Raw genomic sequence first — 23,950 nt, 5'->3', positions numbered from 1 at the left:
ACATTTTTAAGATTCACGCTGGCACACAGCATAGGCACAAAAACCCACACATTTACGCCTATTATGAGGCTAAAGGCTCCATAGGCCAGGCGCTAGGCATACCAGCAAGCATGAGCCAAGCATGGTATCACCATCACCTTAAGCGAATTCAGTTAAACAAACGAAATCTAAAAATAAATGGAAAATTCTAACACAGTGGAGAATTCAAACACACTAACAGTAAAGGAGCAGGTAGACAGGCTGCGTAGAAAGAACAGGTCCATCCGCGACATAGCCAAAGCGCTTGGCGTCACAAAATACACGGTGGAGAAAACGCTCAAAGAACTGGAGTCAGACAGTGTCCGGGATTCTTTACAGACACTTGATTCAGATGCCGTTTCAGAGCCCCGGACGTTGCCTCCGGTTGCACAGACAGCGCAACCGGAGGGGCAAAAACCGCAACAGACAGGGGATGAGACGTTGTTGCAGGCGGCTTTAGACGGTGATTTTCCGCAAGAAAAGCGGCAAGACACCACCAGAACTAGCGATAAAGAGCCAAAAAAGACCTTTTTTCAGGGTGTATTCCCGTTTATGATGCGTTACACACAGTATCTGAAGACACTGCAACGTGATGTTTCGCAGCAGCGGATTGTTTGGTTGCACTCCATCAACAGCAAGCACCTAAAACAGATAGATGAATTCAGCTTGCGCGCGCAGGCTCTCTGCAAGCAGCACGGGGCACAGTACGATAACCTGCTGCTGTCTGAGGTGCTAAGGGCCAGCGAAAGCTATCTAAAGGACGCGGCGCAGACAGCCCCGGTGCAAGACACGTTTGGTTTCAAGTGGCTAAAGTTTCCTGCAAATCCAGATTTAGTCAACCTTTGCAAGAGCGCGCAGCTCAGTGATTTCTTTTTGGAAACCCACAGCTCCTGCTTGCCCACAGAGCAGGCAGAGGCTATGGCAAAGGAGGGTGATTAATTTTATCTTTTAGAGGCAATGCAGTCTACTGTGCTTGCCTCTGAAAGCTCTTCCACTTCACCTTTAGCTGACTTATAATCTTCATAATCCACAAATGACAGAAGTACGGAAGAGCACTACTTACCATCAAATAAATTTTATCATGATTTCTTTTTCACTTAACACCCAAAAATATGAAAAGATATGCCTGTGACGCAGGACTGACAGAACCGTTTAAGATGAACGGCTTTATTGACTTGACGCAAGGGCGCCACCCGGGGCACGCTGGCAAGCCAGACGGGAAACGCGCGTTTAAGCTGCCTCGAAGATCCAGGCGCAGTATCATCACCATTGACTACTGTACGCTGAAATCTAATGAACTGCCGCACATTGAAGTTACGATATCTGAGGAGGAGCTAAAGGCCTATATCTGCTTCCATAAGCTCCCGACTCGCAGCAGAAACATCATGCTAACATTGTCCCCGCGCCAGGATAGGCTGGAACTGATGATGTCCCTGATTCGCCAGCCAGAGAATGGTGATAGCAATATGATAAGAGTAAAACCTGGGCTTTTGGATGAGGTACAAAAAACTTATGCTGAAATAAAGCTGTAGTGTTACCATAAGGTTTGCTACAGCAAGAAGGATATAGGAAGCGGTAGAAACTGTGGCAGGGGGAAGTTCTGTTCTCCCTGCCATATCAATGGGGCAGGTTTTTATACCTGTTTGGTGATAACTTCGACGACTTCTAAAACGAGATAAAGGCGTGGCCTTTATCGCAGATACACCGTCTGAATCTCGCTCAAGCGGGTCGTGTAGCAGGGGGATTTCATATCGCTGCGGAGCAGCCAGGCCTTTTCCACTCCCTGTGTCGCCACGCTCACTTTTCCTCTGCCGAACCTATCGGTCAGGCCATCAATAACCTCCATCAGCTTCGCGTGCTTTTCCCTGTTTAACGTATCCAATAGGCCCTGCTGCACCTGGTTCTGCGGCACGATATCCGTCACAAACACTCCTGATTTCTTGTACCAGTAGCCGTCGCGGTAAATGGCTTTGAGAGCGATGTTGGCGTAGTGGATGAGTTTGATGTCAGAGTTGGTGGCAGCAGGCAGGAATTGGGTCTTGCTGTTAGTATACTGCCTGTCGTGCTCAAAGAACTTATGGAAGGTAATTAAGACGGTAAGGAGGCTGGCGAAGCTTCCTTGTTGCCGCAATTTCAGGAAGTAATTGGCGGCATGGGTGACTGTCGCCAAGTGCAGATCTTCAAGAACATTTAAATAATTGGTTACTTGACGAAGCTGCGGGAGGAGCGGTTTCTGATCTGAAAATCTTGTTTAACTTCTTTATAAATGTCCATCAATATTCGCATTTTTGTAGATAACTTAGATAGTTATTTAAAAAAAGATAAAACATAATTATAATTTTACGTATAAAAGTTATAAAAAATACACCTAAACTGATAACTGATCTAGTTCTCCCTTACTTACGGTTTACTCTTCCGCTATAACAGCATTTTCTATTTGCTGTCTATTTGTCTTTTGGTTGAACACTAAATTCTTGTTTCATTTTTGATTGTAATATAAACTTCAACAGAGCAGTTTATGATACTTCATCAACCACAGCAACAGCTTTTACGGCCTTTTATAAAGCAAGTTCATCAATTTACTGTTAATCCCCAAGGGCTTTCTTCCATGACTGCTGTTCCTACTGGAAATGTTTTTTTATCTCTTTTTTGGGGAAGTGGAGGGTACACCACCCAGAGACCAAATTCTACAGAACGGACTGCAAGTGGAGGTATATATATATCAGGTCAGCAGTTCGAGATAGCTCATCATTGGGTAAAAGAAGGTGAAGTAATTGTTATCGGACTTGAACTGACTCCCAATGCCATTCACCAGTTCTTTGGAGTACCTCAACAAGAAGTCACTGGAAAGGTGTTACCGTTGGAAGATGTTTGGTGTAATAAAGCCTCTATGCTTTACCGACAGGTAACCCATGAACCTGATCCGGCTAAACGGCTGTCACTGGTGGAAGAGTTTCTATGTAAAAGGATTATAGCTAAGGAATGGCAGGATAATGACTGCATTTCCGAGGCTACTAGTCTAATCTGTTTATCTAAAGGCAGTATATCTGTAAGAGAACTAGCAACTTCATTGAGAATTAGCACCAGGAGCTTGGAACGTAAATTTTTAGAAGCAGTGGGCATTTCTCCAAAAGCTTATTGTAAGGTAAAGCAGTTTAACTATGCCTTCAGACAGCTTGCTCTATCTAATAAGCACGTTTTGGATGTCGTATCGGAGGTAGGATATTACGACCAGCCTCACTTTATAAAACATTTCCGGAAGGTCTTTGGCATAAGTCCCAGCCAATTCTTTGAAGAATATAAAAGTTTTTTATACTCTTTCAGGAAAGACAATGATGATTGTTTTCTGGATTCAATGTCTGACACGCTTCAAACTGTAAATAAATTGTACGTTTTTTAGCTGTCGCATTTTTCCAATACAAAGGCAAAAACATGCTTTAACTTGTGTTCAGTTAAATTTTTCTGTACGGCTATAAGCAGAAAAAGGTGCTTCCATTATGGACCTTAATAGGCTTACTACCTGATAATGGATACGTCTAACTGCCGGACCTATTAACCTAAAGTAAAATGCTGATTGTTCCTGACCGTGATTATGCTAAAGTATGAAAACAAACCCCACTCAAACCCACAGTTCCAGTCAGGAGGCGAATGCTAGTGAGGACAAAAAGGATAATGGGCTTCTAAAAGCCCCTCAAATTAACCTTCCTAAAGGTGGGGGCGCTATCCGAGGCATGGGTGAAAAATTCGCCGCTAATCCTGTCACTGGCACTGGCTCCATGAGTATTCCTATCGCCACCAGCCCTGGACGCTCCGGGTTTGGACCTCAACTCTCTCTATCCTACGATTCTGGTAGTGGCAATGGCATATTTGGTTTTGGCTGGAGTTTATCCTTGCCTTCCATTACCCGAAAAACCGATAAAGGTCTGCCCCAGTATTGTGATACAGTAGAATCTGATGTCTTCGTCCTTTCAGGTGCAGAGGATCTGGTGCCGGTTTTTGAGCAGGATGCAACAGGCAGCTGGATTTTAGAAGAGGGCAAACATGTTATTTTAGAAGAGTCACACACTATATGGGGTGTAACATATAATATAAGACGGTACCGACCTCGCATTGAGGGGCTGTTTGCCCGCATTGAGCGCTGGATTAGGGTAGACGATCCAGGAGATGTCCATTGGCGTTCCATATCAAAAGATAATATCCTGACAATTTATGGCAAAGACCCAAATTCACGAATTACGGATCCGGAAGATTCTCAACGGATCTTTAGCTGGCTGATCTGCGAAACAAGGGACGATAAAGGCAATGCTGTTCTGTACGAGTACAAACCAGAGGATGGTGTTGGAGTTGACCTTGCCAATACTTACGAACGTAACAGGGGTGACCTTAGAGATGCTCGCCGCACCACCAATCGTTATCTCAAACGCATCCGCTACGGTAATCGCACAACACTTTTAACTGAAACAGCACTACGCCCGCCCTTTTTAACCAGCACACAGATCCAGGATACTGACTGGATGTTTGAGGTGGTGCTGGATTACGGAGAACATAGCGCTGAAAGGCCAATGCCTGGTGAAACACCAGATTGGTCTTACCGACTCGATCCATTTTCCTCTTACCGTGCTGGCTTTGAGGTACGTACAACGAGACTCTGCGAGCGGGTGCTGATGTTCCATCATTTTCCCGGTGAAGCTGGTGTTGGCAATGATTGCCTCGTTCGGTCCACGGATTTCACCTATTCTCATGAACAAGATCCTTCAAGCACCCGCAATCCGGTTTATACTTTCCTCCAGGCTATTACCCAGACTGGCTATAAACGTGCAGACGAGGGGTACAGGAAGCGTAGTTTGCCACCGGTTGAGTTTGAGTACAGCAAGCCTGCCGTACAAAATGTGGTAGAGGATGTGGATGAGCAAAGTCTGGAAAACCTGCCTATTGGTCTTGACGGTACATCCTTCCAGTGGCACGATCTGCATGGGGAAGGAATTCCCAGCATTCTTGCTGAGCAGAATGGCGCCTGGTTCTATAAGCGCAACCACAGTCCCATCAACGAAAAGGAAAACAATGGTACAGTACGTACAGAAGTGAAGTTTGCACCCCTTGAGCTGATCGAAATAAAACCCAATAGTACCTTGGCTGGTGGTGCTCAATTTATGGATCTCGCAGGGGATGGGCTTCCCGACCTGGTGGTAATGAATGATGCAGTGCCAGGGCTATACGAACACGATGGTGCAGAAGGTTGGCAGAACTTTAAACCGTTTACTTCAGTACTCATCTACGACCTGCGCAATCCAAACTTAAAGTTCGTGGACCTGGATGGTGACGGACACGCTGACGTGCTGATTACCGAAAATGATGCCTTCGTCTGGCATCCATCTTTGGCCGAAGCTGGCTTCGATTCGGCACGACGAGTGACCCAGGTAATGGATGAAGAGAAGGGGCCAAAATTGGTTTTTGCCGATGGTACCCAATCCATTTATCTGGCAGATCTCAGCGGTGATGGTCTTATCGATCTGGTGCGTATCCGCAACGGCGAAATTTGCTATTGGCCCAATTTGGGGTATGGGCGTTTCGGATCTAAAGTCACCATGGAGCATGCTCCAGACTTTGACTACCTGGACCAGTTTGATCAAAATCGCATCAGGTTGGCAGATATTGACGGCACTGGCACCACAGACATTATTTACCTGCACCGCGATGGGATTCGCCTCTATTTTAATCAATCTGGCAACAGTTGGAGCGAGGCCCACATCCTAGACGTTTTCCCCAGCCTGGATAATTTAGCCGATATTAATGTTGTAGACCTGCTCGGCAACGGCACCGCCTGCCTTGTCTGGTCATCGCCACTTCCAGACAATGCAGACCGGCAAATGCGCTATGTAAAATTATTGGGTAGCCAAAAGCCGCACCTGCTTATCAGGACTAAAAACAACCTTGGCGCCGAAACTGAAGTGCATTATGCCCCTTCAACCAAGTTTTATTTGGCTGATAAGCTTGCTGGTAAACCCTGGATAACAAAATTGCCTTTTCCGGTTCATGTGGTCGAAAAGGTGACAGTTACCGATAAATGGAGGAAGACAAGCTTTGCCACGAGCTACAGCTACCACCACGGCTATTTCGATGGGGAAGAACGTGAGTTCAGGGGATTTGGCCGGGTTGATCAGATTGATGTTGAATCCTTTGGTGGTGCGGGCATTACCGAAGATCAAACCCTTTACCAGCCGCCGGTAAAAACTGTCACCTGGTTTCATACCGGAGCATTTCAAGGCCGCGAACATATCCTTTCGCAGTACAAAGGAGAATATTTCCCCAACTGGTTTGAACAAATGCTTCCACACCAGACAAATGTGCTGGGAACATTCCTGGAGGATGTTTTACCAGAGCCGGATATTATACTACAGAACCTGACTCCAGACGAATGCCGGCAGGCTTTGCGTGCCTGTAAGGGAATGATGCTGCGCCAGGAAATATACGAGCTAGATATAACTGCGCTGAGACTCCACGAAGAGCGTCTGGTAAAACTCTTTACCACCGCCTACCACAACTGCCATATTCGGCTATTGCAGCCGCAGGCTAAGCAGCGCCATGGAGTCTTTCTTGTCACCGAAAGTGAAGCCATAACTTACAATTACGAGCTTGATTTGCTTGCTGACACGCTCACGCCTGATCCGCGCATTGCTCACACGCTCAACCTTAAGGTAGATGACTACGGTAATGTTTTGCAATCTGTGGCGGCTGTTTATCCGCGCATTGGCCGGCATGAAGATGTTACGCTTCCGCCTGGTACAGAAAATCTGATTGCCCAGGTACAGAGGGAAACGCACCTGGCATATACCGAAACACGCTACACAAACGACGTGCTTGAACAAGATAATAATCGGCTGAGTGTACCATGTGAAGTGCTGACGTATGAGTTGACAGGCATCAGTTCAGAGGATGAAAGCGACTTAAGTACAATGGAACCACTTGATAATCGCTATTTCACGCTTAATGAGCTTCGTCGCTTTCAATTGAGCCTGGTGCACCAGCACGAGGGTGAGCCTGTGGCGGAAATTGCCTATCACGAGCTGCCAAACCGAACAAGTCCGCAGAAGCGCCTTGTCGAGCATGTGCGTATGCTTTTCTTTCACACCGACCTGGAATCGCCTTTGCAACTTGGCGACCTCAACCATCTTGGGCTACCTTTTGAAACCTATAAACTTGCGCTTACGGAGCAACTTCTGACATCTGTTTTGGGTGACAAATGGACGGACGAAGTACGCAACCGTCTTATTGAAGAAATGCTGAGTGGTTACCTGAGTGGAAGTGGTTTAGATACCCGCTTTCCGGGTGATAACACAGGACAGTACTGGATGCGGGCTGGCGTGGCAGGATTTTCAGATGATGCGGCCGAACACTTTTTCCTGCCGGAGTGGTATACGGATCCTTTTGGGGAAACGACTGAAATTGATTATGATGAGGAGACACACTTATTCATTCGCTCAAGCAGAGATCCGGTTGGAAATACGAACACCGTCAGACATTTCGATTATAGGGTTCTGGCACCGCGTGAAATGGAAGATATGAACGGTAATCGTTCAGAAGTGGTGTTCGATGTGCTGGGTCTTCCGGCAGCTATGGCTGTTAAAGGCAAGGGGAATGAAGCCGACCATCTGGACTTGACCGACGAGGTGATAGAACCTGACCTTGACACCTACATAGGGTTCTTTACAGAAAACTTCAGTACAACAGAAGCCCGCCGTCTGCTGGGCAGCGCTACTGCACGATTTATCTATTACTTTGGAGAGGCGTATGCAGAGGATGGAATAGTAGGTTATGGCCTACATCCTGCCTGTGCCGCCGCTATTCTGCGCGAACAGCACGTCTCTGTAGAGAGAGAGGGGGGAAGCCCGCTTCAACTGGCGTTTGAGTATTCGGACGGTGGGGGTAATATACTTGTTAAGAAGATACAGGCCGAACCAGAAACACGGGGTGGTGCGCTGCGCTGGATTGCAAACGGCAAGACCATCCTCAACAATAAAGGAAAGCCAGTCAAACAGTACGAACCTTATTTCACTGCTTCCCACATCTTTGAAGAATTGCTTGAGTATGGTGTTACTCCCATTATGTACTACGATGCTGTTGGCAGACTCACCCGCACTGAGTTACCTGATGGTAGTTTCAGCCGCGCCGAATTCTCCCCATGGCATGTAACAAGTTACGACCCCAACGATACAGCATACGACCCGGATCCTGACAAACAAAGTAACTGGTACAAACGCCGAACTGATCCTGCTCATCCTGACTTTTCTACTTTTAATTCACCGGAAAATGAGAATGCGGCTCGTCTGGCTGTCGAACATGCCAATACGCCCGGCACCGTAGTTCTTGACAGCCTTGGTCGTAAGGTAATTAGTGTTGCTCACAACCGCACCCGGAATAATGGGCACCTGCGTGACGAAAAGTATGTTACCTACACTAAGCTTGATTCCGAAGGCAAACCGCTGTGGATCCGCGATGCTCGGGCTAATCTGGTGATGCAATACATTACACCAGCCAAACCGACACGTGCCGCCGATGAACCTGACTCAGCCAACCTGGAAAATATGCCTGCTGGCACCGTTCCCTGCTACGACATCGCTGGTAATTTGCTCTTTCAGCATAGCATGGATGCCGGCGACCGCTGGATGATCAACGATGCTGCCGGGCAGCCTTTCTACGCCTGGGACATGAATGAACGCGTAACAGCCGAGGGAGTAATGGTGGAAGAGCATCGGGTGTACTTCCATACCTATGATGCCTTGCGAAGGCCGCAGGAGCGGCGCCTTAGAATCAACTCTGGTGATTGGAACCTAATTGAGCATTTCATCTACGGTGAGGAACAGGAGGATGATACTGACCGTAACCTACGGGGCCAGCTTTACCAGCATTACGATTCCAGTGGGTTGATCACCAATGAGCGATTTGATTTTAAAGGAAATCTGCTGGAGGTGCGCCGCCAATTGGCCTCTGAGTACATTGCTCCGGTGATTAACTGGTCTGATGGTTCGCCCACATATAGGCTGGAACGAGAAATTTTCACTCAAATTACTGAATACGACGCACTCAATCGAATGACGCGCCTATACAACTGGCATCGAGGTGAAGGTTCACGGGTAGCAGTCTATGAGCCGGAGTACAATGAGCGGGGTGTTCTTCTAAGTGAAGAACTCACTGTAGCTGCAATTAAAAGGTCAGGGGGGTATGAAATAGTAGCTCGAACGCAAAGAACGGAAGCAATCCGAGGAATCGAGTACAATGCTAAAGGACAGCATACCCAGATTCAGTACGGCAATGATACAACTACTACCTATGAGTATGACCCTGAAACCTTCCGTCTGATATTACTGCGCACCTCAAGAGGTCTTCAGGAATTGCACTATACATATGACCCCGGAGGTAATATCACCGAGATCAGGGACAATGCACAGCAGACTCATTTCTTTAATAACACAATTATAGAGCCGCACTGCCAGTACGAGTACGACGCTCTTTATCGTCTTATATATGCCAATGGGCGGGAACATGCTGCTCAAAACAATGTACAACGTGACTATCGAAAGTTTGAGCCTATTACTCATATTCCATTCTTAAACAGTCCGGAAGCCTTGCAGCGATATACCGAGCGCTATGCATATGATGAAGTGGGTAATATCCTTAGCATGACCCACACTGGTGGTGAGGTTTTGCGCTGGAAACGATGCTATCAGTATGCGCAAGACAGTAATCGCCTATTGGCTACAGGAGGCCCAGGGGAGCTGGCAAATCCTAATGACCCATGCCCGAATCATTATGTTGATACCCCCACTCTTTCTCAACGTTACGAATACGATACCCACGGTAGTATGCTTAATCTTAAGCGCACCCCGGTAGATTATTATCTACGTACGGATTACCGAGACATGATCCATCACGTGAATCAGGGGGGGGGCGGACAGATATGGTACAACTATGAAGCGAGCAAGCAACGCGCCCGCAAACGTATTGAACATAATGGCAGTACAGTGGAAGAGCGATTTTATCTGGGCGGGATGGAGTGGTACCGTCGTTGGAGAGGGGGTACTTTGGTTGAGGAAATTGAAACCCATCATTTGTTTCTAGAGGATCAGCGGGTGCTAATTGTTGAGGATGTATTAAGCACGGATAATCCCAATCTTGATGCTGATATCCTCTACCGCTACCAATATAGCAACCACTTAGGATCAGTTGGGTTAGAAATTGATGCAGATGCAGAAATCATTTCTTATGAGGAATACCACCCTTACGGCACCACAGCCTATCAAGCATGCAATCCCGAAGTAAGAGCTGCGGCAAAACGATATCGCTATACAGGTATGGAAAGGGATGAGGAGACGGGGTTGAGTTATCATACGGCCAGGTATTACTTGCCTTGGTTGGGGAGGTGGGGGAGCTGTGACCCGATAGGATTTGAAGGAGGAATAAATATGTATGAGTATGTTGGTGGTCATCCTAGTCAAGCTTCAGATCCATCTGGAATGAACGAGCTTGACGATGTTGTCAATGAAATAAACCAGCGTCTTGCTCAGGTGGAGGATTTGGTGGAACAGCTAGAAACTGTACGTGAGGAACTCGCTACTGCAGTTAGTGAATATAATGATGCTTTACCTCGGTATTTAGAAGCAGCCAGACAAGGCGATGTTGAAAATACAACTCGCTATGGAGATATTGTTAATCAAAGCCAAGCAACTTTGCAAAATGCTGAAAGACAATTAGAATCTATTTCTTCTGAACTTTCTAGACAGGCTGATATTTATCATTTAACTGGCGATTTAGACGTGGCAATAAGTATAGGTACAATTACTCCAGAACAGTTAGTGGAGATGAGACAAGGGCAGCAAGCCTATCTCGAAGAAGCTTTATTTAATGCTGATCATAGCATTAGTGATGCAAGAGAACAAGTGGTTGAAGTGCAAATTCATAGAAGAGATGCTTCTGCACTTGCAAGAGATTTTCAGGAATTGGGATACTCAGGTGAACAATTAGAGGCTTATTCAGGCAGGCCGCGACCACCAAGAGGGGGGAGTGGTGGTTCATCCCCTAGAGGTGGCGGTTCATCCCCTAGAGGTGGCGGTTCATCCCCTTCTGGAAGTTCGGCTCGAAGGTTTAGGTTTGGAAGAGCTTTTGGTGCTCTTTTAACAGGTGTAGGCGCTGCTGTTACTTATTATACATTTGATCCAAATGATCCGTGGAATTTAGGTGAGTCAGCGGCTGAAGAAGCAGCGATTGGAGAAACCCCAATTGGACAGTTTCGTGATGCAGTCCGTTTGACTGTAGAAGCAATAAGGTTACCAGGAGAACTGTATGAAAGTCGAGAAGCCATTGCCCAACAGGCAACCCCAGAGCATGTCCTTTGGGGAAGGGCTATGTCCTTTTGATTACAATACTAAGATTCTGAGAATTTCCAATATCTTCTTAATTAGCGTTATTCCAAATGAAAACAATTGTTAAATTATTCCATACTGACAATAGAGAAGCTGTTCTGGACACATTTTTTGAAAACATTGAGAACAACAATCATCTCCAGGAACAGCTCAAAGTACAGGGTGTTCTTTTTGAACTAGGAGCACCAAGGCAAGTTACAGCTGTCAAAGAAAGGCTGGATCAGTTAAACTACTCCAGATCCAGCTATACTTCTACGGATACCACAGTTCACTTGCTGGCTCCTAATGAAGACCTTGATGCGCTTACCAGCATCCTAAAAGCTATCCTTTTACCTGAAGATGATATTGCCAAATTACTTTGGGTAAGTGGACTAATCCTGGAAGATATTAATCAGGAAGATGCCTATACCCTCAAGGAAAAACTTGAAGCCGAATCTGCACAAGTCACTATTGAAGAAGAGAACCCTCAACTGCAATTCACAGTCAGCGGGCGAGTTCTCCGAGCTAACAACACACCCTTTAGCGGAAATGGTTATACTGTTCGAGCTTTCGACGCCATTTCTGATACTAATATCTTTGCTCTCAGCACTTTAGTCAACCTATCGGCAAATGGCACTTACCGAATTCCCTACGCCTGGCAATCCATCGGCGGTCGCAATGGTCCAAACCTTCTCGTCCGTCTATATAATCCCGAGGGTACGCCTGTTGCCGAAGCCAGAAAGATGTACGCCAGCCGCCAGGAAACGCTTGATCTGACCATTGACCAGCCAATTTCACAGACCTATACTCTCTCTGGCACTGTCCAAATCAGAGTAAATAACAACCCTCTACCCAATGTTGCCATTGCCGCTACCTTCAGGGCAAATAACCAAACTGTTCTGACTCAAACCAGTCGAACGAATGCCAGGGGCGAATTTGCTATCTCCTTTGAGCAGAGTCTTTTTGATAATCAGCCTCTGCCTATAGAAGTAGCTTTCCAATTAGAACAAAATAACCAGACTTTACCAACCACAACCACTATTCCTAACCTGCTCCCCCGCGATCAGACGATCACCATTCTCGCTACTTTGCCAGTTCCTGATGAAACCACTTTTATTGTTCGGGGAACAATTCGCCATGCTGATAACTCTCCCTTTAGGAATATAACAGTTCGTGCTTTTGATCGGGATCTGCGCCCGGAATCAGCACAATTACTTGGTGAACAAATTGCCAACGCTAAAGGATACTACAAAATCACTTACAACCGCACTCAATTTCGTCGTGCTGAGAAAGAACAAGCTGATCTGTTCATTCGAATACTCGATGCAAACGGTCAGAAAATTACCGACTCAAGTATTTTCTTTAACGCTGAGCCTGTTCAGGTCATTGACCTTACGCTGCAATCGGGGCAATTCCGAGGTACTGGTTCCTCGGAGTATGAACGATATGTTGAGGAATTGGAGCCACTTTTAGAAAATGTAAGGCTGTCAGAACTGACAGATGAGGACCTTCAGTTTCTCACAGGTGAAACAGGCATTTCATCAGAACACCTTCGCTTTCTCCAACTGGATGCTCATTGGAGCGATCAGCAAGAAATTAACCACTCAATCTTCTATGGTCTGCTGCGGCAGGGGCTGCCAGAAAATTACCACCGACTGCTGGAGGTAAAGCCGCCCAGATTACAAGAAGCACTGAGAACCTCTATAAAGGAAAATATCATTCCTGCCCAACTGGAGGATGATTTTGATAACATCCTGGAACAACTACAGGAATTAGCAATTGCGGCCGCTTTTGAAGAGGACGGTCAAACATCAGAACCACCTCTCGGTCTCCTCCTCCATACTGCACCCGAACTTGGAGTAGAGCAGCAGCGGCAGTTTGTTCGCTTCACTCTGCAATATGAAGCAAAAGGGGAGGAAGATTTTTGGGATAGGCTGCGCCAGGAAACAGCCTTGGATGAGGTAGCGATCAGCACCGCCCGGTTTACGCTACAAAGTAGTTTTCTCACATTTAATCACCTGCCAGTCTTGCAACAGGTACAGGAAGAGATTGGAGAAAAGTCTGTAAAAGTGTTGGCAGGCTGGTCGGTGAGTGAATGGAGGAGTGTTGTGGAACGGGCTTCAGCAAACGGAGCGGCTATTCCTAAAGAATTCGAAAATGCTGAAGATTATGTGAGTGCTATTGTACAGAACGTGGATACTTTCCTTCCTACTGACAGCCTATTTGCCCGCTCCCAGTACAAAGCCAGTGAAATGCCTCTGGAAGCAGGTTCACCTCTTTTTAAACTCTACAAATCACTGGGCCTGGAGGATATTTTCAACAATCCTGAACTGAATAACACGGCTAAAGAAAATCAGATAGGGCAGAAGATCCGGCAATTTAACAGCTTCCGACAAAGTAATCCGGCGCTCGACCTGCGACATGCTGATCTTCTGAGGGATCGTTACTTCGCGCAGGGAGAGCTAAATGAAATTAACTGGGGTACTATTCCGGAAGCTGACCGCCCGCAAATCAGAAAGCAGGCGCAGGCTTTCCAGCGGATAATGTTTGCAGCTGATGATACGGAGACGCGACTGAGCCTGTTAGCTGCGGGATACGACAGCAACTTTAAGATAATGAACACCTCTCCGATAATACTTGCATCTGATGCGAAGCTTGCCCCGGAAAAGGCTAAGGAAGTGCATAGGGCCGCCCAGGACAAGGTAATGAAAGGGGAGTTGACACGCTATGGTTTCGGTACAGCTATAAATGACATTCCAATTCGCGTAAGCAACAGGGATCCAGGCATCGCTGAATCCTTCCTCGATATGGTAGACATCGAGCAGCTTTTCGGAATTCAAAGTTTTTGCGATTGCCCCCATTGCAATTCAGTGCTCGGCCAGTCTGCCTATTTTGTAGATTTAATGGCGTTCGTAGACGAACATGTCTCGCAAAACGAAGAAATTTTTGGCCCCGAGGGAGATCCCCGAAGAGAAAGTCCGCTTTACCTGCCCAACCGAAGACCTGATCTTTGGCAGTTAGAACTTTCATGTAAAAACATTCACACCCAAATTCCTTATCTCCAGGTCGTCAACCACACATTTGAAAGATTTTTGATTCGCCACCTCGGTGTTAGTAATAGCAATGCTCTATATCAAAGATTGGCGGAAACGCGCAGCACGTTTAACCAGCCCTTCCTTCCGGCCATAGAGGAACTACGGCTCTACCTCTCACACTTCCGCCTGACACGCGCAGACATTTATCATTTGCTGGGTCGGGATACGGCTGAATATGGCCTTGCATATCTGCAGATCGTTCCTGTTGAGCTCGACATTATTAGCAGGGCAGACGCAAATTTAACACGTATGCGTCTTCTCTATGGGTTTAGCGCTAGTGGTCCTATTTTAATCTCCGTGCCCCAATTTATGAAAGTGACAGGGCTTGAGCGGAAGGATGTGACGCAACTTCTAAAGGCTGGAACACTTATAGGCCATTCGCTACGTGTTGAAAAAACGATAGTTGAAGGTAGCCTGGGGCAGCAGTTCGAGGAAGAAATTACCAGCAGTGATGCAGCGCGTGCAGTGGCGGCGCTCGACCTCATCCACCGATGGATTCGCCTCTGGCGTAAAACAGGCTGGACTCTGCCCAGCTTCGACTTTGTTCTTGGTCAGCTGCCAAGGGAAAGCCCGGATCCTGTAATTGATGAGGCAGCAGTTCTCCACCTGGCTAAGCTCAAAATTTTGGAGGACCGTTTAAAACTGAGTGTAGAAGAACTGGTAAGTCTTTTTAATCCCATTCCAAACCCTAGAGAAAATGCTGCTCAAGACTCACTATTCTTTCAGGAGAAGGGAAGCATGTATTACCGGTTATTTGGTGATGAACCTTTTACTGGGGAACCTGTGATTTTTCGCAGTTTGGAGACAGAGCATCCCACTGTTGAATTACCCTATCCGGATGCCTACCGCTTGCTGGCAGGCTTGAGCCTTAGTGAAACTGATTTAATTAAGTTGCTGATCCTGCTTCGTTCTGATCTGGTTACTGTCCCAGGTACCGATGCTACTGGTTCTCAATACCTCACTATGGTATTGAACTTAGAAAACCTCAGTTGGCTCTACCGGCACGCTCTCTTGGCACGCAAACTGACGCTCTCGATTTCTGACTTTTTTACACACATCCGGTTGATGCAATCGTCCGGTCAGACTGCACTCAACTCCCTAGACGAAATTCTTCAGCTGACTGAATTTAAACCTAAAATAGAAGACCTCCCATTCTCTCTTGATGAGTTGGGCTGGCTGGTACTGGACGAGGAGTATAAGGATCTTAGGTTGCAGATGACGGACGAACAACTGGAAGATTTTCGCAGGCAGCTTCCTGAAATGGATGAAGAAAGGCTTTATTTTACACTCGGTAACATTTTCCGTTGGGAGAGGGAGGTGTCCGAGTTTATTATCACCCTTACTGGAGTCACGTTGGAGGCACTGCAGGCAGCAGTTTCTTCAGATGAAAACCTGCAAATCCTTGTTAGCAGGTTAGAGAAGTGGCACCTACTAAAAGAAACTCTGGAGCTTAAGGCAGAACACCTGGAGTTTATTGAAGATAATGCAACACTTTTCGGTGATCCTACGGTAATTAACCTTCCCCTTATTCTCCACCTTTCTACTTACCACACACTTATTTCACCGGAGGACGTGGTGTTGGAAGAAGTGCATAACGCTTTAGTTGCTTTTGATAGGGATATGACTGATAAAGACAGACGTAATTTAGCAAAGATTTTAAAATGCGAACCTGTTCTGATAGAGTCTTTGATCAATGAGATGATGCTATCGGCACAGACGCTAGAGGCTGTAGCGCAACTGCAAGAGGCAATCATCATATGCCAGGAAATAGGGGTGAGCGGAGCTGCACTGGATCAAATTGCTTCATACAATTACGCAATGCTACAGCTAGGGAGGGACGCAATGCTTGGAGCCTTTCAAGCCAAATATCCGGAAGAGAAGAAGAGACAGGAGCTTTTGGAACCTTACACTGATGAAATATTGGGCCTGCGGCGGAAAGGGCTAATGGACTTCCTGCTTTCTCCGGCATTCTCCGAAGTGAGCTCAAACATCCAGCTGCGTGATACGCTTGATCTCTACCGGTTCTTCCTCATGGATCCGGAGATGGAAGGCTGTGCCAGAACCTCCTGGGTCTTAGCAGGCATATCCAGCTTACAACTTTATATCCACCGCTGCCTGATGAACCTGGAGCAAGCAGAAGACCCCGCTAAAGTTCATGTTCCACCTTCAGCCATTCCTAAAAAAGAATGGGAATGGCGTAAGAATTACCGGGTATGGGAGGTAAATCGTAAAATTTTTCTTTATCCGGAAAATTACCTCGAGCCTGATCTTCGCGATGATAAAACACCATTCTTTGAAGAGTTGGAAGATGAACTGTTGCAGCAGGAGATTACGGCCGAAAGTGCTGAGAATGCTTACAAGAACTACATGGATAAGTTTTTGAAAGTCGCCAACATGAAATATGCCGGTGGATATAGAGCTTTTAATGATAACCCTTTATACTTAGTAGCTCACACGCTGGAGGATCCACCTCAATATTATTATCGTACCCTGTCACCAACTGTTGACGATTATAATGTTGTTTGGTCGCCTTGGTATCCTATTGACATAGCTATCAATGCCCATGTGGTATCACCAATTATTCATAAGGGAAAACTGTACATCTATTGGGTCGAGATCCAAACTCGCCTGCAGAATGAATTTAGAGATGGACGGACGTTTTTACGTGGCTACACACATTCTATCTATTTAAATTTTTCACACCAAACCTCATCTGGAAAGTGGTCACCTGCAACAAAAATTAAGTTAAGAGATACTTTAGAAAATGTTAAATCTGAACTTATTGAGGCTATAAAGGCTCTCAATGATGCAGTAGCCGCTCTAGATTTTTCAACCGCAAATGAAATAATTACAAAAATCAACGGTTTAGATCCACATATTCTCACATCTGACTATACAGAAGAACATGAAGATGGTGGTATTCATGTTAGTGCGAAAGATTCTCATACGCTAACAGGGTATAAATGGGATAGAATATACCCGCGTATAAGTAACGGAGAACTGCGATTTTATTATCGGGATTCTATCAATCTTGATGGCACTAGCAGGGCTTCAGAAAGTTTCTTTCATAAAATATCTTTTCTTGACAAAAGCATAAAACAAACAGATGAATCTTTTAGAGGTAATTTAAGTAAGGCTGTGGCTTATAGAAACATGACCCAAATAGCAGAGAACGATGGGCTCAATGATATTTTGGAGTATGTGTATGGTGCAATCGGTTCGGAGTATTCTACACTAGCTATAAATAGTTCTAAATTTGAAAATATTAATTCATTTGAGGTAGATAGCTTTCTGCTCAGTGCGGGTAATACTTCTTGGTTTACATTCCAAAGATTGGGCTCAACCGTTGCTGAAACTTTAGGTACCATACTTTTTGAGCAAGACCTAAACAAGATGCTTTCTGTAGAAACACAAATAAATCATAAAGAACCTTTTGGCCCATGGAGTGGCAACAGTAATATAGCGCTATTTTTATCAGAAAGAAAACATATTGATTTTGAAGGTGCTTGTGGTAATTACTTTAGAGAACTCTATTTCCATATACCTTTTCTTATCGCCAACCACTTAAATGCTAATTATAAATATGCTGAGGCACAACAGTGGTATCATTATATTTTTGACCCCACTGCCTCCGAGAATCCTGAAATTGATGAGCAGCCTGAGGACCGGAACTGGCGGTACGCACCCTTCCGCTTCCAAAATATCGAGTCGTTACAGGATACAATGACTAATGAAGCAGCTATTGAGCAGTATCGCCTTAATCCTTTCAATCCTTGGGCTATAGCTCGCCTGCGATCTGGTGCCTTTCAGAAGGCTGTAGTGATGAAGTACATAGATAACCTGCTGGATTGGGGCGACTATCTTTTTACCCAGGATACCTACGAATCAATTAACGAGGCTACGCTTTTGTATATGACTGCCCTCGATATTTTAGGAGAGCGCCCGATTGAATTGGGCACATGCTCTGTACCGGAGAGAATCACCTATGGACGAGTGGCTGAAGATCTGGAAGGAGAGTCAGAATTTGTTGTATTGGAAAATCTACGGGTTAAGCCAACAAAAGACCAGGCACTTTCCATGCAGTCCTATAGGAATGATGGCACTTTTCGTACTGAACCAAAGCAAATCAACAGTTCAGGACTATCAATTGCAGAGAGGATAAAGTCTCAAAATAACGGAAAGGCAAACGGAAAAAGCACTCTAACTAAGGGCAAGTCTGATTCAAAGCCCGCTGGCAAATTTTTAGCTGAAATAACTCGGATAAGGGCTGTTTTTTGTATTCCTGTGAATGAAAATTTGCTGGCTTATTGGGATCGTGTGGAAGATCGACTTTTCAAAATTCGCAACTGTATGAATATAAGTGGGCTAAGGCGTTCCTTAGCTTTATTTGAGCCACCCATTGACCCGATGCTGTTAGTTAAGGCTAAGGCAGCTGGCTTGACGCTGGAAAATATACTTCTTTCTACAGGACAGCCAACCGTTTATCGGTTCAATATATTAATAGAAAAGGCTCGTGGTATGGCCGCTACAGTACAAAGTTTCGGATCTGCCTTGCTCAGCGCCTTAGAAAAGAAAGATGCTGAAGAACTAAACCTAATGCGGGCAACGCACGAACAGAACGTCCTTCAGCTAACTAAAAAGGTAAAGGAGAAGCAAATTCAGGAAGCTCAACGACAATGGAAAAGTCTGGAGGAAAGCCAGCGTAATATAGAAAGCAGAATAGCCTATTATACCAACCTGATTCAAACAGGTTTAAACGAATGGGAACGCACTCAGCAGAGAGCATTAGACTCGGCAACCACATTCACAAAGCTTGAATCATCTCATCAAATTCTTGCAGCTGTCTTTCATCTTATCCCTGAGCTTGGAAGTCCTTTCTCAATGAAATATGGTGGTCAACAGCTCGGTAATAGTTTTAGTGCTGTAGCTGGTATTTTTGGTGCATTGGCAAAACAGAAGTCTGCATTATCATCATCGGCAGGCTTGGAAGCCAGTAACCAAAGAAGAGCAGAAGATTGGGGGTTCCAACTCGGAACTGCTGAGCAAGAATATGAACAGCTGTCGCAACAGCTAGAAGCCGCCAAACTACGTGAAGAGATAGCTCAACGTGATCTGGAAATTTATGAGAAGAACGTTGAGCAGAGTGAGGAGCAGTTTGAGTTCATGAAAAGTAAATTCACCCGATTAGGATTGTATAACTGGATGGCACAGCATCTAACACGTATTTACCATCAGGCCTACCTTCTTGCTTATGAAACCGCAAAACAGGCTGAGGGAGCATACCAAAACGAAATGGGTGACTATTCTCCATTTATTGAACAAAATAACTGGGGCCAGGACAAAGCAGGATTGCTATCTGGAGAGCGCTTGATACTGCAGCTTCAGCAGCTAGAGCAGTCTTATTTAACCTCTAATGCGCGCGAATTAGAAATGACAAAACACATTTCTCTGGGCATGCTCGCGCCCGAACAGCTGGTGCGGCTTCGTGAAACCGGAGTATGTACCATTCACATCCCCGAGATGCTATTCGATCTGGATTTTCCAGGTCATTACCGCCGTCGCATAAAATCAGTGAGTCTGACTATTCCTTGTGTTACCGGGCCTTATACCAACATCAGCGCTAAACTTACTTTGGATTCCAACTGGGTACGTGTAAATCATACAGTAGGAGAAGTATTACCACCCCCTTTACGTAATGGTGCCTCCATCGCAACCAGCAGTGCCCAAAGTGACAGCGGTTTATTTGAACTCAATTTCAGGGATGAACGCTACCTACCATTCGAAGGCGCTGGGGCCATAAGTTCCTGGACTTTGGAGCTACCACAAAATTTCAGACCCTTCGATTATGATACAATCCCCGATGTTATCATGCATATGCAGTATACAGCAAAGTATGACGAGTCACTAAAAAGTGCAGTAGAGGCGCAACTCAGAACCAACTTAAACAACTGGCTGGATGGTTTAGCAGGCTCTACTACACCATTCACTCGCCTAATTAGTCTAAAGCAGGAGTTCTCCTCACAATTTCATCGCTTCCTTCATCCTGCAGCAGGCGAAATAGTGCATGAAACCCAAATTAGAATTGAAAACAGGCACTTCCCATACTTCCTGCGGGGTAGAGCCCTTACAGTTCAGGAAATTATTGTTGTTGTAAAACCGAAAGAAAAAGATAACATCCTTCACTTCAATGAAAAAAATATTCAGTTGGGACAAGGGCTTCTTCCACTCCCAAGTACAGCTCCCTCTGCTGCACTCTCAGTTGATTCATCGGAAGAGGAACCTGCCTGGGGAGGATTGCCTGTAGCGACTTTCTCCAGTCTTTCAGGCTCCCCAATTGATGATTGGACAATAAGGTTGAATCCTGCAGATCTGTCTATAACCAATATTGTAGAAGACATTTATTTAGGAATACGATATGAGATTGGAGTTACTTCATAGTCTTCTATAACAACTTATTATGGCTAGAGTTTGGCTAATCGGACTCAGGTACAATAATTTTTATTAACAAGTAAAGAAGGGGTTTATTATTACATGAACACGAATAAAAATGGGATAAAACCAAAAGGTTCTTTAGAGTTGATAATGTGACACAACGGATAAATGACTTCTTTTTCTTTTACCCAACTTTTGAATGGGGAAGAGCAGTAGCATCTTATATCATGCTATTGTACAATCTATAACGACAGCCTTTAAACTAACGGCACTTTTTGAAAGTTGAAGAGCTTGACTTTTTAGGTTTTCTTTGAACTCTTCAATATTTTTAGCACTGCAAGGGCTTTTAAAATGGGAGCACTCAAACCAGCCTACTAAGTACAAACCGTAACGGCATCTATGTTCAGAAAGGTAACGGCCTGTTAATTGAGTTTGCATAGCTGTTAATAATTCTCCATGCCAGCATCCTTTAGCTTCTATTACAACCGAATATTGCGACTGCTCACCTTCTTCATGTAAGCTAATAGCCTGGACGAGGATATCTGTTCTTTCGCCACTCCCTTTTGTAGTGGTACGCCTAATTTCTACTTCTCTATTAACCACGACTGCTCTATCAGACAAATCATACTCTAAATGCATTTTTACAAAGTCAGAAAAAGCATTTTCATCTTTATGAGTGTATGAACCTGAACTTTGTTTGTCCCACAGGAAAAAAGCTGTAGGGTTATATGCTTGTAACTTCTTTTGCAGTCTGAAAAGTGACTCTTCTAAGACTGTTAATAGTTCTTCCGAGCTGCGGACAAAGCGTCTTTGACCGTAGTATAATATTTCACGAAGTGCAGATGGTTTGGTCGGTAAAAATGCTTTTTCACATTGACGCATTTTTGCTTCAACAATCCACCATTTGGAGCCTTCATTGCCATGCAATTCATCTGCGACATATATTATCGCCTCAATAGCATCAGGTGTTCCCTGCTTTATCAAGTTGCTTATCAGATAATATTTGTAACCAGTTATGTAATCGTTGATATGCGATGATGTTCGAGTTGCGGCATTCTGATAAAGCCAAGCTAGCAGTTCAGCCTGATGCTGTGTTTGTAGTTTATATAATACTCCCTGTTCCGTGCGATCTGCCGTTTTAAGTGTCTCTATGAGCAATTCATAGCCGAAATTTATGTCTTCCTTAACGAAAGGCCATAGTAGCTGCCATGCTTCTAGATTCCCTTTCAATAGAAACTCTGAAGAAAGGGTAAGCACAATGCTCCGCAGTTCAGTATCTTCGGGAGCTTTTTTAAGCTCTTTTAACACCTTGGCTGTTGTGTCGAGAGCCAGTTGTGGGCAGTTGTAAAAAGCAGTCCTAATAAGGTACTGGTAATTTTCTTTATACAATTTTAACTCACTTGCCTTCAGCAAAAGAAAATTTGCTAAAGGCTCGTCTACAATAGGCTCTAAGCTTTCAATGGTATATAGACTACTGTTTTGGGATAATCTGTTTGTAATGTAAAGGTCTAACGATTTGATTAATTGAACTTTGCTAATTTTATATGCTTTTTTTATTACTAGAATTCTGGAATCTAAGACGTTTCCATAGCTGTCCAGGTAGCAATAGGTGACGATAGGTTCCCAAATAAGCCACAATCCATCAGGTAGTTCATCGAAGGTATCTATATCTGAACTTGCCAGCAAAAGCAATGCTTTATACCCAGCGAATTCTGGTCTGCGGAATTCACGAGAATATAGCCATTCTGTTTTAACTTGATTATACTGCTTTAAGTAGTGCTTTGCAGCTTGTATAATCCTTGCTTGGACTTCCTTAGTCAATCTGTCCCATACTGGCAGTTGTCTTATATCGTACTCGCGGTCACTCTTGCGTTTATTTCTGTCAAAATCAGATTGCATGACTTGAATCATACGCCACCATCCATCTACATCACCAGCCTCAAATGACTCAAGATATTCTAACGTAACGTCTACAGGAGACCGAGCAGAGGTCTGCTTTTCTCGGGTTTCATGTTGCTGGTTTGCGGCTTCCTTACTTCTTGCTGAGTTCTCTTTCATCCGTAGATGCTGCTTAGAACCTAGTTCGATAGGATTAAACCAATGCGCCACATTTTCCTGTAGCCATGCATCTTTATCGAAGAGCTGTATAAATTCACTTATTCTTTTTGTATCCTCAAAGTAAAAAAGTTGACTTAGTAATTGACTAGCCGCTCTTTTTACGACTTTATTTTGACACTTTGCATGCACCTCTAATAACCAATCCCAATCATTGCTATTAAGGAGGTTTGATTGGCTATTACTCTTTGTTAGCCAAAACAAGTATTCTTCAAATTCAGGATTAGCCATTATCTCTAATGCAACCTCGCGCCTATTAGCTAAATCTGCATGAACTTCAAATGGGCGATTTTGCCGTATAAGCTCCTGCAGGAACTTAGCCAATACTGCTATTATTGTTTTAGAACCAGAGCTTAATGCAGTCCATGCCTTGTCTAGTACATTATTTATTAATGAACCAAAATCCCCGTGGGGATATTCATCAAAAATATTAGGTCGTTTCAACAATAACTCGAGTGCAACTGCTGCATCCTCTATAGGCATTTCTCGTCCAATGGCATCAATGGAAGCTTTATAAGCTCCAAATAAGCTACTGTCTTTTGGAGTTGTAAGGTTGTTTATTACTTCTTCTGTTGATAAATAGGAAGGATAGAGCAAGCGAATAGCAATGCCTTTCAACTCATCATCAGTATCCTGTTCATTGGGGTAGAGCGCAAAGGGACGAATAACAGCAGCAGTGTTGTCGATTAGAAAAGAGCCTAATGCCTCCATTGCATATTGTTTTAATATAAGGAGCTCCTCTTTGCTCTGCAGCAACAGTACAAGCTCTATAGTACTCCCTGTTTGTAGGACCACCAAGCACTGTTTTTAAGTTGATTTTTCCCTAAGTCCTCTCCCAATCAGGCCGCCTGCTGTTTGTATACCTCCACCGGAATCTGTCTCCCTATCCCCTGA

General features: G+C 44.8%; 7 protein-coding genes. 5 read left to right on the top strand and 2 right to left on the bottom strand.

The annotated features are described in order from the left end of the window. Positions 1–177: 177 nt before the first annotated feature. Both E1919_RS25025 and E1919_RS25020 read left to right on the top strand, forming a co-directional pair. Entirely contained in the window at positions 178–957 is a 780-nt protein-coding gene (locus tag E1919_RS25025; protein ID WP_162056151.1) for a helix-turn-helix domain-containing protein, read from the top strand. A gap of 173 nt (positions 958–1,130) precedes the next feature. Continuing rightward, the gene (locus tag E1919_RS25020; RefSeq protein ID WP_162056150.1) at positions 1,131–1,550 is read left to right on the top strand and encodes a hypothetical protein; all 420 of its coding nucleotides are present in this window, start codon (positions 1,131–1,133) and stop codon (positions 1,548–1,550) included. Positions 1,551–1,708: 158 nt separating this feature from the next. On the opposite strand, the gene E1919_RS25015 is transcribed toward E1919_RS25020, so the two are convergent. Then, positions 1,709–2,194, bottom strand: coding sequence for a DUF4113 domain-containing protein (locus E1919_RS25015; RefSeq protein WP_262888770.1), 486 nt, complete (start codon positions 2,192–2,194; stop codon positions 1,709–1,711). A gap of 342 nt (positions 2,195–2,536) precedes the next feature. On the opposite strand from E1919_RS25015, the gene E1919_RS25010 reads away from it, so the two are divergent. The 3 genes from E1919_RS25010 to E1919_RS25000 all read left to right on the top strand — a co-directional run bounded on the left by E1919_RS25010 (position 2,537) and on the right by E1919_RS25000 (position 20,947). After that, positions 2,537–3,418: a helix-turn-helix transcriptional regulator gene (locus E1919_RS25010; RefSeq protein ID WP_162056148.1), complete on the top strand. Its 882-nt coding sequence runs from the start codon at positions 2,537–2,539 to the stop codon at positions 3,416–3,418. Between the two features lie 202 nt (positions 3,419–3,620). Further along, positions 3,621–11,429: a SpvB/TcaC N-terminal domain-containing protein gene (locus tag E1919_RS25005; RefSeq protein WP_162056147.1), complete on the top strand. Its 7,809-nt coding sequence runs from the start codon at positions 3,621–3,623 to the stop codon at positions 11,427–11,429. Positions 11,430–11,485: 56 nt separating this feature from the next. Then, positions 11,486–20,947, top strand: a complete 9,462-nt coding sequence (locus tag E1919_RS25000) for a Tc toxin subunit A-related protein (RefSeq protein WP_162056146.1) — start codon at positions 11,486–11,488, stop codon at positions 20,945–20,947. 219 nt (positions 20,948–21,166) lie between these two features. Here E1919_RS25000 and E1919_RS24995 read toward each other — a convergent pair whose 3' ends face one another. Then, positions 21,167–23,767 carry a hypothetical protein gene (locus tag E1919_RS24995; protein ID WP_162056145.1) on the bottom strand — a complete coding sequence of 867 codons (2,601 nt, stop codon included), beginning with the start codon at positions 23,765–23,767 and terminating at the stop codon, positions 21,167–21,169. Positions 23,768–23,950: the final 183 nt, after the last annotated feature.

Origin of the sequence: Pontibacter pamirensis (assembly GCF_010015475.1) — a bacterium.
Lineage (GTDB): Bacteria > Bacteroidota > Bacteroidia > Cytophagales > Hymenobacteraceae > Pontibacter > Pontibacter pamirensis.
The sequence above is the reverse complement of the archived record's forward strand: the minus strand, read 5'-3'. Positions and strand labels throughout refer to the sequence as shown.